Below are 12,754 nucleotides of genomic sequence, written 5' to 3'. Positions count from 1 at the left end.
ATCGCAGTCACGGCACCACCGGAGACGAGGATGGAAACTAGTTGTCGCGGACGCTGTGCGACCATGGGCATTAAAGTGGTTCGGCAAATGGTAGGCGGGCCTCCGTGACAAGTGCGGCAACCCCATGAAGCCTTTTGCCCGGCGGGTTTCCCCGCCGGGCAAAAGGGGGACCCCGTTCCTCAGAACGGGATCTCGTCGTCGCGGTCGACCAGCTCGGGGTTTTCAGCCTCGGCCGACTTCGGACGGCTCAGGAAGTCAACCTTCTCGGCGATGATCTCGCAGCCGTAGCGGTCGTTCCCCATGCTGTCGGTCCACTTGGTATAGTGAATGCGGCCGTGGACGAGGACCTTCATGCCCTTTTCGCAGTGCTCCGCGACCGTCTTGCCGAGACCGTTGAAGCAGGTGATGCGGTGCCATTCCGTGTCCATGATCCGGTAGCCGCTCTCGTCGCGCAACACGCGACCTTCCGAGAGGCGGGGGCGGGAGGTGGCGAGGCTGAAGTTGGTGATGTTGGTGCCGCCCTGGGTGGTGCGGGTTTCGGGTTTCTGGCCGATGTTGCCGGCGAGGATGACGATGTTCTGCATGGGTAGCTCCTGTGTGTCCTGTCTTCGGGACCGTCCCTTCGACAAGACCCGGAAGAAGCCCGTCGGGTGACGCGTGCACGGTGGACGGAATGGACACCGGAAACCCCCAGAGGACTGGGGTGGAGCGGGCAGCCCCGAAGGGGCAACACGGCCCGGACTGACGCGGGGTTGCGCGCAGGAAACCGAACGGGCTTAGGGGATTGTCAGTCGAAGGGATGGCCCAGGAGACAGAGATGCGCGGGGAGCACATGCCAGACCCTGTCATCTTGCCAACATGGCCTGTCTGACCCCAAGCCCGCTACTGCCCTGGCGATCGATACCGATCACCCCCAACAGGCACCCTTGCCCCAGCCGTCAGGGAGTTGCGGGGCCATGCCTATGCAGGCTACATTTCCGGATCATTCAGGACACGGAAAGCATCACATGGCTGATTTCGATCTCGAGGCGCTGTCGCTCACAGAACTGCGCAAATTGCACAAGGACATCGCCAAGGCGATCACCACCTATGAGGATCGGCAAAAGGCAGAGGCCCGCGCAAAGGTCGAAGTCTTCGCCAAGGAACTCGGCTACTCCCTGGCCGAACTCGTCGGTAATGATATGAAAACCGCGCGTGCGCCCGTTCCGGCGAAATACCGTCACCCTGAGAACCCGGCGCTCAATTGGTCCGGCCGGGGGCGCAAACCGCAGTGGTTCTTGGATGCACTGTCAGCGGGCAAAACGGCAACGGACATGGCCATCGGTTGAGAGCCGCGGCAGACGTCCCTATTGCCATGTTTCACCAAAGCTGCCGCTCAGGCGGGGCGCAGCGACCGAGCGCCGCCAGTCTCAATGGGATGCAAGTTTTGCGCAGAGATCCGGCGCGAGACCGACGTGGAGGGCGGACTGCAGACGGTCGGCGACGCAGCATCGCAACCGCAGAAATCCCGAAAAGCTGCCCTTCGTGGAACATCGAGCACAATTTTGATCCAAAGATCGACGCTGTCAGTGCGACGAGGTTGATACGGGATTAGCTGCTTGCATTCATGTGTACTGCGTTCAGTGGTTAAGAACGCAGCCCGTTGCGACCCTGCAAATTGGTGATGGTACTACGGTCATGCCCCAAAATTGCGGACGCCTTGCTTGCGGTCAAAATCTGGTCACGCAACTCAGCAATGCCTTTGCGAGCGGAAGGCGGAAAAGACCTTTCCAAGCCTAAAATGGCTTCGGTGAGGCGCATGACGACATCGGTGTCGGTGATCCCATAGCGCGCGATGGCCGCGAATGCCTGGCAGGCCACATCCCGCAGCGCCACGACTTCGGTCACCACGCGCAGTTGGCCGCTGTCATCCACGCGCGTCGGCGATGGAATTTCCCGCCCCGCCAGCCGCCCCAGAACTTCGCCCAGCCGGTCGATGCAATACAGCGCGGTCGTGGGGTCGTTGATACCGGGCGACAGCGACCGCTGCGCCAGTTCCACAATGCGGCGGATGGCGAAATCGAGATCCTGATAGGATGTCCGTTCCCGGCCGATCACGACAGCCCCGCGCAGATCCTCTTCTATTTCATCGGACACCCGACCCTTTGGATAGGCCATGATCACGCATGCTCCGTTGGCGACGAACCGGCCCGGGGGGGCTTCGATGCGCAGGACAAGATCGTGCTCGGTCGCCAGACGCATCAGCACGTCAACACCGATGTTCTGGACATAGCCGCTGGAATCCGCCGCGATCAATCTGGCTTCGTCATCGAAGTTGTCCGGCAGCAATCCCTGCACGGCCTTCTCGGAGGCATCCTTCCCGGGTCCACGGCCCAACTGTTCCGGAAACAGACGGTCAACAGCGTCGCAGCCATCCTCCGCGAGGTTGACCAGCAGGGTTTCGACCCGGATCGACGTGGCGATGTGGTGGATGAAATAGATCAGAACGGCGACACTGGCGGCGGCCAGCAGGATCCCGAATGCAACCGAAAGGTGAGGAACAAAGCTGTTGCCCTCCATCCCCCGCACAGACCGCAGTACGAACAGGCAATACAGAAACGTGGCGATGAACGTTCCGAGCACGATCTGATTGCTGCGATCGCGCATGAAGTTGCCCAGCACCCGTGGCCCGAACTGCGACGACGCCAACTGCAACGACAGCATCGTGATCGAAAAGATCAAGCTGGCGACCGTGATCATCGAGCTTGCGCTCACCGACAGGATCGCCCGCGCCCCCTCCGGCCCGAAGGTGTAAAATGAGCTTGGGTCGTTCGTGGTGCTCTCTTGGCGCAGGACATCGACCTCGATCAGCGCAAACGACAGCGCGACCGCCGCCACCGCCATGACGGCAGGCACGAACCAGAAGCTGGAATTCAGACGGCCCCACAACGCGGTGACGCGGGTAATCGAGAATGAGGCCGCCATGGGAAATTCCTTTGTTGGTGTCATATGGCCGGATCAAGGGCCCCACGACAAGTCGGCACGCAAGGGAGGGGGCAAGGCACCTGCGTCTGATCTTTCGTCCCCACCCCGAATTTGATGGCCATCACCGCACCACCCGCTTGATCACGGCACGCAAACTCAGGCCCTGCACGACGAGGGTAAACAGAACCACCGCATAGGTCGCGGCCAGCAAGGCGGATTTCTCGGCGACCTCTGGCAGCGACAGCGCCAAGGCCACCGAAATGCCGCCCCGCAACCCGCCCCAGGTCAGCACCGCGATGGTTCCACGCGCGAACTTCTGGAACAGCCCGATCACCAGCACCGGTCCGCTGACAGCCGCCAGCCGCGCAATCAGCACCAGGGGCACAGCCAGCGCCATCAGCCAGCCGAACGCAGGTTCGAACCGCAGCACCAGAACCTCCAGCCCGATCATCAGGAACAGGACCGAGTTCAGCATCTCGTCGATCAGCGTCCAGAATCCGAACAAATAGCGCTGGGTCTGATCGCTCATCGCGTCGCGTTGCCCCCGGTGTCCGACCAGCAGCCCCGCGACAACAACGGCCAAGGGGCCGCTGACCCCCAGTCGGAAAGAAACCGCATAAGTGCCGACAACCAGCGCCAGCGAGATAAGCACCTCGATGGAATAGTCGTCGATGGCGCGCATGGCGCGGTAGGCGACATAGCCCGTCAAACCGCCGAGGGTCGCACCGCCAACGGCCTCGACCGCAAACATCTGGCTGACGTGGAGGGCGTCAAGACTGTCGCCAAGGGCTGCGTCGACCAGGACGGCAAACAGCACCACACCGACACCATCGTTGAACAGGGTCTCGCCCTTCATCACGATCTGAAGGTCTTCTGGCACGTTGACCTCTTTTAGTGTCGCCAGCACTGCGACGGGGTCAGTGGGGCTGATCAGAGCTCCAAAGACAAGCGCCCAGGGTAATGAGATCGCAACGCCCAGAACCCTCGCCGCCAGCCAGACCCCACACCCGATGATTGCGGTGGAAACGACAACACCCACGGTCGCCATTGCGCCGATCGTGAACGCCCGGCTGCGAAGATTGGTAATATCGACATGCAGCGCGCCTGCAAACAACAGGAACGCCAGCATGCCATGCAGGAGCGTTCCCTCGAAATCTACTTGACGCACCAACCCGGCCAAGTCTTCGTAATCCACCAACCCAGGCACCGCCGCCTCGGCCCCGATGACCACAAGCGAGGCGCCAAGCCCCATGACCAGAAGCCCGATCGTACGCGGCATGAGCCCCAGTCGGTAATTCACCCAGCTGAACGCAGCCGTCAGGACCAGCAAGATTGCGGCAAGTTCGAACTGCGAAATCGAGGTCATGACTGCCGCCTCTCAGGGGCAACCCACCCGAACGCGGCGACCTGTTTGCAGGTCACGCGGGAAATGGGACGGGCATCTCGGTCAGTCGACGCCATATTCCAGCATCTTCTCCAGACCTTCCGTCAGGTATTCCCCCACCATTGGCTTGCTCAGAAGATACCGGCTCACCAGCCCTTCATGCTGTTGCCTCGCGAGGGTTTTGGTGGCCTCCCATTCTTGCGGCTCCGCATCACCGCGACCGATCCAGAACAGGGCCACCAGCGCGTCCTTCTGCTCGTCATTCATGCTTTCGATCTCTTGCGTGATCTCGTCACGGCTCAGATCACCCTCGGTTTCCTGCAAGGTAACTGCCACCTCGTCGTCGGACGCGTTGCCGCCAAGGTCGGGAGTCACTGCCCCCTCCTTCGCCATCACGGCGTTGAGCCGGACCACAAGCTCTTCGATCCGGGTAGTGTCAAAGGGAAGCGCAGCCATCAGAATCTCCTGTCCATCAAGTCGTCAGGATAACAGCCGAGCCGGGGGCCCGCGCTAATACCGATCATGATGCCATGTGCATCCGCGTTGCCGGGTTTGAGGGGTGCTGACCTGATCTGGATCAAGAACGAGAATGAAACTTTGGCGTATAATTCGTGGGCAGTGCCGCGGATGCGACGCTTCTTGCGATCAGAACCTTGGTGGTTTTCGAGACGGCGACCACGGGCCACGCTCTTAGGCCCGGAGTCTCTAAGCCTGCCGTTTGGCGCATCGTCGGCTGGTGGCGCACTCGGTCGCAAACCAGCGAATATGAAAAGGAACACGCCATGACAAAAAATGAAACGCCATCCACGCCCCGTGTGACACCAAAAGCGACAGCGGGTGTTGAAAAGTCCGCCTCGCAGAAACTCGAACTAGGTACGCCAGGCATAGCAGGTGACCGTGGTCAGAAAGCCGACAGGCCCGGCTTTGATCTGGACGGGTCAACCGGCGAAACCCATGCGGGGACGGGTCTGGGCCTTGGCGAAGATGCCTTCGATACGCCGGGTGAAAGACGTCTCCCCGGACGGCAGCTCGACAATAACCTGACAATTCCGCGCTGGAGTGGACCGGAGCCGCGCAATGCAGGCGCATCTGGCAAGAAAACCGAAGTTGCCAAGGGCTCTCCCGTTGCATCGAAAAAGAAAGACCACTGACCAAACGACTTCCGATGTGGCGTGGTGGAGAATGATCCCTCCGCCTCACGGCCAATGATGGGCCGTTTCACCGGTCTGGTTCTGCGAACGCAGTCCTGCATTGCAAATTGTGTGAGCCCAATAGGCCTTGCATTGCCGTTGCCACGACACGGAGCCAGTCATCGGAACCAATGGCCGGACTGAGCCATTGCTCGACCAGCGACCATGAGATGACCCGGCCAGTTCCCGAAAAGGAGTATTCATGCTTTATGTCGACATCCCCACCCAGCCCGAGATCAGGGCGCTGATCCAAACTCGCGCCGACGCCTGCGTGTCGATCTATCTTCCAACGACCCCGCAGACGCAGCATGTCACGGAAAGCCGCATTTTGTTTGGCAACTTGACCCGGACGGCACTAACGCAACTTGACGCCACCGGTTTCGACAAGCGGCGTTGTGCCGAACTGGAAGATGCACTAAGCACATTGGCCGAGGAGGATGATTTCTGGCGGCTGCAGGCGCATAGCCTTGCGGTGCTTGCCACCCCGGATACTTTGCGAACCTTCCGGATGGCGACCGGCGTCACCGAAACGGTCGAAGTGTCGGACCGGTTTTTCCTCAAGCCGCTATTGCGTGCCATGGCGCTGCCGCAGCATGCCTTCGTGCTCGCCCTGTCCGAAAACGATGCCCGCCTGGTAGAGGTATTCGCCGATCTGCCACCTGCCGAGGTGCGGGTGCCCGACCTGCCAGACAGTGCCGCGGATGCTACGGGCCGCGCCTCGACCAACAACCCCACTCAGGGCACCGGTCAAGCCAACGCCGAGGGTCAGAAAAGGCTTCTTCTCAAATACGCCCGCAAGGTGGACGCTGCCCTTCGCCCGGTTCTGGCCGGTCGCGAGACGCCGCTTATCCTTGCCGCGACCGAGCCGCTTGGCCCGATATTCCGGTCGGTCAGCAGCTATCCTAGCTTGTTGGCCGAAGGAATTTCCGCAAGCCCGGACCGCATGACCGAACCCGATCTGGCGCGCGCAACCCGAGCGGTTCTTGACGGGCATTACGCTCGGCAGATCGAGGAAGCGAAAGCGCTCTTTCACGAGCGGGTCGGGCAACACCGCGCTATCACCGACCTTCAAGCGGTGGCACGCGCCGCCACCTTTGGCGCGGTGGATCTGCTGCTTGTCGATATCGAGGAGGTTGTGCCCGGAACGGTGGATGAAACCGATGGTTCAGTCAGTCTGGCGGCAGAGGCGGGTGCGACCAGCTATGCCGTGATTGACGAGATTGCAGGTCGCGCAATCCTTTCGGGTGCCAAGGTTCTTGCTGTGCGTCGGGCGGACATGCCCGATGGTGCACCCGTTGCAGCCATCCTGCGCTATGCAGTCTGAAAAGAGGACCGGCCGTTGAACCCTGAGGCTGCCGATTCATGAAAAAAGGAGATTTCAGTGACTTACTCGATCAACCGGCTCATAGAAAATGCGGACTTTGACGCCTTCGACGCGCGCACCCGTGCAGCGCTGGCAACAAATGGTTTCGGCGTTCTGACCGAAATCGACGTCAAGGCGACGATGAAGAAGAAGCTGGTGTGGATATGCCGGCCTATCGCATCCTTGGTGCCTGCAATCCGAAGATGGCGTTGGAAGCCATCGGGATGGAGCCGCGTGTGGGGGCGATGCTGCCCTGCAACGTGATCCTGCGTGAGGTTGAGGGCGGGGTCGAGGTAAGCGCGATTGATCCGGTGGCTTCGATGCAGGCCATCGATAATTCAGCGTTGCACATCGTCGCGGCTCAAGTACGTGACCTGCTTGCCAAGACTGTCGCAGCGATCTGATCAGGCACTCGGCGACAATCCGCGCCGCGCCTTCCAGCGCTAAAAAGCAGCATTCTGATACGGGAGGCACCTGCATCGGCCACCATGCGGCATCGACCGCGAAAGGAAAACGCCATGCCAACGACCGTTACTCACGACGGCCACGCCCCGGCAAACCATGAAATGCCTCAGGACAAAGTAGGGTCAGCAACCGGGAAAGGCGCGACGGCGATCGACCCTGTCTGCGGCATGACGGTTACCCTCAAGCCTGTCACCCGGACCGAGACGTTCGACGAAAAGTCCTTCCATTTCTGCTCCGAGAAATGCCAGACAAAGTTCAAGGCGGATCCCTGGTTCTACGCCTCGGGCCGCGCCCCCGGGCGCAAGAAGGCAGCCCCTGCCAACGTCCAATATACCTGTCCGATGCACCCCGAGATCGTCCGCGATGCGCCGGGGGCCTGCCCGATCTGCGGCATGGCGCTGGAACCGATGGTGCCCACGGACGAACCAAGCCACGAGTTGACCGACTTTACCCGCCGGATGTGGATATCGGCGGCGGCTGCGGTGCCGCTGATTGTGCTGACGATGGGGCCGATGGTGGGCCTGCCGGTGCGCGACTGGATCGGGCATCAGGTGGCGGGTTACCTGGAGTCTCTGTTGGCAACGCCGGTGGTCCTTTGGGCCGCACAGCCGTTCTTCCGGCGCGGTTGGGATTCCGTTGTGAACCGAAGCCCGAACATGTGGACACTGATCAGCCTTGGGGTGGCGGCAGCCTACATTTATTCCCTCTTTGCGGTCTTCCTGCCAAACCTCTTCCCCGAGGCATACCAGATGGGCCACGGCGTCGGCACCTATTTCGAGGCGTCGGTGGTGATCGTGGCGCTGGTCTTCTTTGGTCAGGTTCTGGAACTGCGGGCGCGCGAACGCACCGGCGATGCGATCCGGGCGCTGATCGATCTTGCGCCGAAGACCGCGCGGCGCATCCTGCCCGATGGGTCGGAATATGACGCGCCGCTGGAAAACATCATGGAAGGCGACCGGCTGCGCCTGCGCCCCGGCGATGCGGTGCCGGTCGATGGGACGGTGATCGAGGGACGGTCATCCTTGGATGAAAGCATGCTGACCGGCGAGGCGATGCCGGTGGAAAAGGGCCCCGGCGATGGGGTCACCGGGGCCACGATCAACAAGAACGGCAGCCTCGTGATCGAGGCGGGCAAGGTTGGCGCCGATACGGTTCTGGCCCAGATCGTGGCGATGGTGTCGAACGCGCGCCGGTCCCGCGCGCCCATTCAGGGGCTGGCTGACCAGGTTTCAGCGGTCTTCGTGCCGACGGTGGTCGGCATCGCGATCCTGGCCTTCGCGGTCTGGATGATCTTCGGACCCGAGCCCGCACTGGTTTTTGCCATCGCTTCGGCCGTGTCGGTGCTGATCATCGCCTGTCCCTGCGCGCTAGGGCTGGCGACGCCAATCTCCATCACCACGGCGGCAGGCCGCGGCGCGCAGGCGGGGGTGCTGATCAAGGACGCCGAGGCGCTGGAACGTATGGCGGGCGTCGATACCTTGATCGTCGACAAGACCGGCACGCTGACCATGGGTAAGCCGAAGCTGACCGATACGGTGGCGCTCGGGGATGTGGCCGAGGCCGACCTGTTGTCGCTGGCGGCGGCGCTGGAGCGGGGGTCCGAACACCCGCTGGCCGAAGCGATTGTCGAGGGGGCCGAGGCGCAGGGTGCGGCGCGGCAAGAGGCTGCGGATTTTGAGGCCGTCACCGGCAAAGGCGTGCGCGGCACGGTTGGGGGGCGCGCCGTGGCGCTTGGCAACGCGGCGATGATGCAGGAGATGGGGCTGGACACGGGTGCGGCCGACGCACGGGCCGATACCCTGCGCGCCGATGGCAAGACCGCGATGTTCGTCGCGGTTGACGGGGTGCTGGCCAGCATAGTTGCGGTGGCCGACCCGATCAAGGACTCGACCGCGCAGGCGATCAAGGAATTGCACGCGCTAGGGCTGCGCGTGATCATGGCGACGGGCGATAACGCGCGCACCGCGCAAGCTGTGGCGGCCGCGCTTGGCATCGACGAAGTGCGCGCGGGCGTCTTGCCCGCGGACAAGAAAGGGCTGATCGACCAGTTGCGCCGCGATGGCCACAAGATCGCCATGGCAGGCGACGGGGTGAACGACGCCCCCGCACTGGCCGCCGCCGATGTCGGCATCGCCATGGGCACCGGGGCTGATGTGGCGATGGAAAGCGCTGGGATCACCCTGCTGGGTGGTGATTTGATGGGCATCGTCCGGGCGCGCAAACTGGCAAGTGCCACCCTGCGAAACATCAAGCAAAACCTGTTCTTCGCCTTCGCCTACAACGCGCTTGGCGTGCCCATCGCGGCGGGGCTGCTGTACCCGGTCACCGGCCTGCTGCTCTCGCCAATGATCGCGGCGGCTGCGATGAGCCTGTCGTCAGTATCAGTCATCACGAATGCCCTGCGGCTGCGGCGGGTGGCGTTGTGAACGGTACCAGTTTCATCGTGGCACCCGGGACGGACTTTTCCCTCGCAAAGCGCCCAACGCGGATTGATCCCTTCTGCAAATCCAAAGACGACTACCGCAAGCTATTTCGGCATCATGTGAAGTGCCTCGACGCGCAGCAACGCCTGCAGTACGCCGCCAACCGGCAAGCGATCCTGCTGATCTTTCAGGCGATGGATGCAGCGGGCAAGGACGGGGCGATCCGGCATGTTTTGTCAGGTGTCAATCCGCAAGGGTGCCAGGTGTTCAGTTATCAGCACCCGTCCGCCACGGAATCGCAACACGATTTCCTCTGGCGCACCACCTGCGATCTGCCCGAACGCGGTCGTATCGGCATATTCAATCGGTCCTACTATGAAGAGGTGTTGATCGTCCGCGTCCACCCCGAGCTTTTGCAAGCCCAAGCGCTGGCAGAGCCAATGGTTGACGCTGACGCCTTCTGGAAACAGCGGTATATGTCGATCATCAATCATGAGCGCCATCTGCACGCCAACGGAACCCGCGTCGTCAAGATCTTCCTGCACCTGTCGAAGGACGAACAACGCAAACGCTTTCTCGATCGCATCGACGACCCGACCAAGAACTGGAAATTTACCGCCTCGGACATGACCGAACGCGGATTTTGGGATGAGTATCAGACTGCCTACGAGGCCTGCATTGCAGCGACCAGCACCCTTGAGGCGCCTTGGTATGTTGTGCCCGCCGACCACAAGAAGACCGCGCGACTGATCGTGTCGCAGATCCTGCTTGATACGTTCGCCAGTCTGGACTTGCACTATCCAACGACCAGCGCAGAGCGCCGGCAGGAATTGGTCGCGATCCGGCGGACGTTGGACAATTGAAAAAACGCCTTTCTTGGAAGCTATCTCCGTCGGACAGAATTTCCGCCAGCCAAAATTCCGTTAATCGGGGTCGCGACGGCGGTGTGCAACTCAGCCTGACCATCCTCGCCAGCATCGTTTGAATGCGCCGATGCAGCATCGCGCAGGATGCCGACGATTTCTCGTTCTGGCAGAATGTTGCGGTCGTTGAGTGCGAGCAGCAGCGATTCGCAGATTGCGAGGGCGGCGGTTCCGGCAACGTCGGAGACATCTGGCATCAGGTAGACCTTCTGCGGGTGTGAAATCAGGCAGGACGCCTGTTTCCCTCTGCCCATGTCCTATTGTCGCGATTTTCTGGTAGCGTGAACTGAGACAGATCAGTGTCTCACGCGACACTGCACCTATGGGTCGGTAAGACGGATGCCTCCCGGCATTGTTCTCACAAGACACATGCCATCAGAGGAGAGTCGAAATTGACAGCCCTGCAAAGCCCGTTTGCGCGCAAGCTTGGTGCATTTGTTGCCCTGTCAGGCGAAGAAATGTCTGCGCTGGAAAGGCTGCACGGTCGCAGAAAGGTATTTCCTGCTGGCCGAGACATAGTTCATCAGGGTCAAATCAACCAATCTTGCTACATTCTGGCATCGGGCTGGGTCTGTTCCTACAAGCTCCTGTCAGGCGGTACGCGCCAGATCGTCGATTTCCAGATCCCTGGCGATTTTCTGGGCCTTCGCTCTGTGCTGTTCCGCACCGCAGATCACAACATCGAGCCGGTAACAAAGGTCGAAGCTTCCGAGGTGCTGGCGATTGACCTTCTAGACACGTTCAGCAAGACGCCGCGCCTTGCAACGGCCGTGCTGTGGGCTGCGTCCCGCGATGAGGCTATGGTAGTTGAGCATCTTGTCGGCATCGGGCGTCTGGACGCCAAGGAACGCACCGCGCATTTTCTGTTGGAACTTGGTGCTCGGCTAAAGCTTGTAGGCCTTGGGTCCGCGACCGGGTTTTCCTGTCCCTTGTCCCAATACATGTTCGCCGACGCGATGGGGCTTAGCGCTGTTCACGTAAACCGTGTCCTGCGGGAATTGCGCGAGGACGGGCTGGTGACATTCCAGCAGGGCGAGGTCGAGATCCATGACCTGGATGGGCTCGTGGCACTTGCGGACTTCGACAAGACCTATCTCGATCACGATGGGCCGCTGTTGAAGTGATCATGCCGCGGTCATGCCGCCATCAACGGTATAGGCGGCACCGTTGACATAGGCTGCATCATCCGACGCCAGGAACGCCACCACCCCAGCGACTTCGTCAGGCGTTCCATAGCGCTTCATCGGGATTGTGGCTGCAAAACCATCATGCACGGCGGCGGTTGCGCCGGGGCTCGCCCCTTCCTCGATCGAGTTCATCATGCGGCTTTCGATCGGGCCAGGGTTGATGCAATTCACGCGGATGCCCTTTGCCCCCCATTCGACCGCTGCCGCCCGTGTCAGACCGAGAACGGCATGCTTGCTGGCGATGTAGGCACAAAGGCCGGCAGACCCGGTCAATCCGGCCACGCTGGACGAATTGATGATGCTGCCGTGCCCTGCCTTTGCCATGACCGGGATCACCAGTTTCAGCCCAAGGAAGATACCGGTCACGTTTACCTCCATCACCTTTCGAAACCCGTCGGTCGGAAAATCGGGGATGGGGGCAACCGGGCCTTCGATGCCTGCGTTATTGAAAAAGATGTCGATGGTGCCGAATTTCTCGACAGCTGCTGCAACGACTTTGCCGAACGCAACCTCATCCGTCACATCCGCTTCCACGACCAACAGGCGTTCCTCATCCGGGATCGCGGCACGAAGCGGCCCGAAATCAGCGCCCGCAATATCGGTGGCGACGATTGATGCGCCCCGGACGGCAAGCAGTCTGGCGGTGGCCATGCCGATTGCACCTGCGGCGCCGGTAATCAGGGCGATCTTGCCGGTCATGGTATGGGTCATTGTCGATCCTTTTCAGAAAAACCGGCAACTGCATCACAGCGACGGCGGTAGGTCCGTCCACCCGATGCACGGGACAAAGGGGACAGGCGCATCAGGTGGAGCGGGTTTTTCCAGGTGGTGGTATCGGGGAAGAGGCCGCCACAA

The 12,754-nt window shown here is 61.3% G+C and carries 12 protein-coding genes and 1 pseudogene; 7 read left to right on the top strand and 6 right to left on the bottom strand.

The genetic code is table 11. From position 1 onward, the window contains the following. Positions 1–179: 179 nt before the first annotated feature. Positions 180–584 carry a single-stranded DNA-binding protein gene (locus AKV04_RS10955; protein WP_054006471.1) on the bottom strand — a complete coding sequence of 135 codons (405 nt, stop codon included), beginning with the start codon at positions 582–584 and terminating at the stop codon, positions 180–182. Between the two features lie 423 nt (positions 585–1,007). Here AKV04_RS10955 and AKV04_RS10950 point away from each other — a divergent pair, with 423 nt between their 5' ends. Beyond that, positions 1,008–1,328, top strand: a complete 321-nt coding sequence (locus AKV04_RS10950; RefSeq protein ID WP_054006470.1) for an H-NS histone family protein — start codon at positions 1,008–1,010, stop codon at positions 1,326–1,328. A gap of 298 nt (positions 1,329–1,626) precedes the next feature. Here AKV04_RS10950 and AKV04_RS10945 read toward each other — a convergent pair whose 3' ends face one another. From AKV04_RS10945 to AKV04_RS10935, 3 genes are all read right to left on the bottom strand, one after another. Further along, positions 1,627–2,964 carry a DUF2254 domain-containing protein gene (locus tag AKV04_RS10945; RefSeq protein WP_156317480.1) on the bottom strand — a complete coding sequence of 446 codons (1,338 nt, stop codon included), beginning with the start codon at positions 2,962–2,964 and terminating at the stop codon, positions 1,627–1,629. Positions 2,965–3,085: 121 nt separating this feature from the next. Next, entirely contained in the window at positions 3,086–4,330 is a 1,245-nt protein-coding gene (locus tag AKV04_RS10940; protein WP_235815607.1) for a cation:proton antiporter, read from the bottom strand. Positions 4,331–4,411: 81 nt separating this feature from the next. Further along, positions 4,412–4,804, bottom strand: a complete 393-nt coding sequence (locus AKV04_RS10935; RefSeq protein WP_054006469.1) for a DUF3775 domain-containing protein — start codon at positions 4,802–4,804, stop codon at positions 4,412–4,414. 326 nt (positions 4,805–5,130) lie between these two features. Between AKV04_RS10935 and AKV04_RS10930 the strand changes: the two genes are divergently transcribed. The 5 genes and pseudogenes from AKV04_RS10930 (at position 5,131) to AKV04_RS10910 (ending at position 10,652) form a co-directional block, all read left to right on the top strand. After that, positions 5,131–5,499: a hypothetical protein gene (locus AKV04_RS10930; RefSeq protein ID WP_054006468.1), complete on the top strand. Its 369-nt coding sequence runs from the start codon at positions 5,131–5,133 to the stop codon at positions 5,497–5,499. A gap of 241 nt (positions 5,500–5,740) precedes the next feature. Next, a complete protein-coding gene (locus tag AKV04_RS10925) occupies positions 5,741–6,862 on the top strand; it encodes a baeRF11 domain-containing protein (protein WP_054006467.1) in 1,122 nt (373 codons plus the stop codon). A gap of 57 nt (positions 6,863–6,919) precedes the next feature. After that, positions 6,920–7,305 (top strand): annotated as a pseudogene (locus AKV04_RS10920) (DUF302 domain-containing protein). Between the two features lie 162 nt (positions 7,306–7,467). Continuing rightward, positions 7,468–9,792 carry a heavy metal translocating P-type ATPase gene (locus AKV04_RS10915; protein WP_054006466.1) on the top strand — a complete coding sequence of 775 codons (2,325 nt, stop codon included), beginning with the start codon at positions 7,468–7,470 and terminating at the stop codon, positions 9,790–9,792. Continuing rightward, positions 9,789–10,652 (top strand): ADP-polyphosphate phosphotransferase, encoded by an 864-nt coding sequence (locus AKV04_RS10910; protein WP_054006465.1) that lies wholly within the window; start codon positions 9,789–9,791, stop codon positions 10,650–10,652. The genes AKV04_RS10915 and AKV04_RS10910 overlap by 4 nt, the downstream gene beginning before the upstream one ends. 20 nt (positions 10,653–10,672) lie before the next feature. Here AKV04_RS10910 and AKV04_RS10905 read toward each other — a convergent pair whose 3' ends face one another. After that, a complete protein-coding gene (locus tag AKV04_RS10905; RefSeq protein ID WP_054006473.1) occupies positions 10,673–10,909 on the bottom strand; it encodes a hypothetical protein in 237 nt (78 codons plus the stop codon). Between the two features lie 195 nt (positions 10,910–11,104). Between AKV04_RS10905 and AKV04_RS10900 the strand changes: the two genes are divergently transcribed. After that, positions 11,105–11,836 (top strand): Crp/Fnr family transcriptional regulator, encoded by a 732-nt coding sequence (locus AKV04_RS10900; RefSeq protein ID WP_054006464.1) that lies wholly within the window; start codon positions 11,105–11,107, stop codon positions 11,834–11,836. Here the strand turns inward: AKV04_RS10900 and AKV04_RS10895 are convergent, their stop codons facing one another. Next, on the bottom strand, positions 11,837–12,610 hold the full coding sequence (locus tag AKV04_RS10895) for an SDR family NAD(P)-dependent oxidoreductase (protein ID WP_054006463.1): 774 nt from the start codon (positions 12,608–12,610) through the stop codon (positions 11,837–11,839). Between the last annotated feature and the right edge of the window lie 144 nt (positions 12,611–12,754).

It is taken from the genome of Cypionkella psychrotolerans (genome assembly GCF_001294535.1).
GTDB classification, from domain to species: Bacteria; Pseudomonadota; Alphaproteobacteria; order Rhodobacterales; family Rhodobacteraceae; genus Cypionkella; species Cypionkella psychrotolerans.
The sequence above is the reverse complement of the archived record's forward strand: the minus strand, read 5'-3'. Positions and strand labels throughout refer to the sequence as shown.

Coding starts and splice junctions, on each gene's coding strand:
- AKV04_RS10955 (WP_054006471.1), bottom strand. CDS start 584: ATGCAGAACATCGTCATCCTCGCCGGCAACATCGGCCAGAAACCCGAA.
- AKV04_RS10950 (WP_054006470.1), top strand. CDS start 1,008: ATGGCTGATTTCGATCTCGAGGCGCTGTCGCTCACAGAACTGCGCAAA.
- AKV04_RS10945 (WP_156317480.1), bottom strand. CDS start 2,964: ATGGCGGCCTCATTCTCGATTACCCGCGTCACCGCGTTGTGGGGCCGT.
- AKV04_RS10940 (WP_235815607.1), bottom strand. CDS start 4,330: ATGACCTCGATTTCGCAGTTCGAACTTGCCGCAATCTTGCTGGTCCTG.
- AKV04_RS10935 (WP_054006469.1), bottom strand. CDS start 4,804: ATGGCTGCGCTTCCCTTTGACACTACCCGGATCGAAGAGCTTGTGGTC.
- AKV04_RS10930 (WP_054006468.1), top strand. CDS start 5,131: ATGACAAAAAATGAAACGCCATCCACGCCCCGTGTGACACCAAAAGCG.
- AKV04_RS10925 (WP_054006467.1), top strand. CDS start 5,741: ATGCTTTATGTCGACATCCCCACCCAGCCCGAGATCAGGGCGCTGATC.
- AKV04_RS10915 (WP_054006466.1), top strand. CDS start 7,468: ATGCCTCAGGACAAAGTAGGGTCAGCAACCGGGAAAGGCGCGACGGCG.
- AKV04_RS10905 (WP_054006473.1), bottom strand. CDS start 10,909: ATGCCAGATGTCTCCGACGTTGCCGGAACCGCCGCCCTCGCAATCTGC.
- AKV04_RS10895 (WP_054006463.1), bottom strand. CDS start 12,610: ATGACCCATACCATGACCGGCAAGATCGCCCTGATTACCGGCGCCGCA.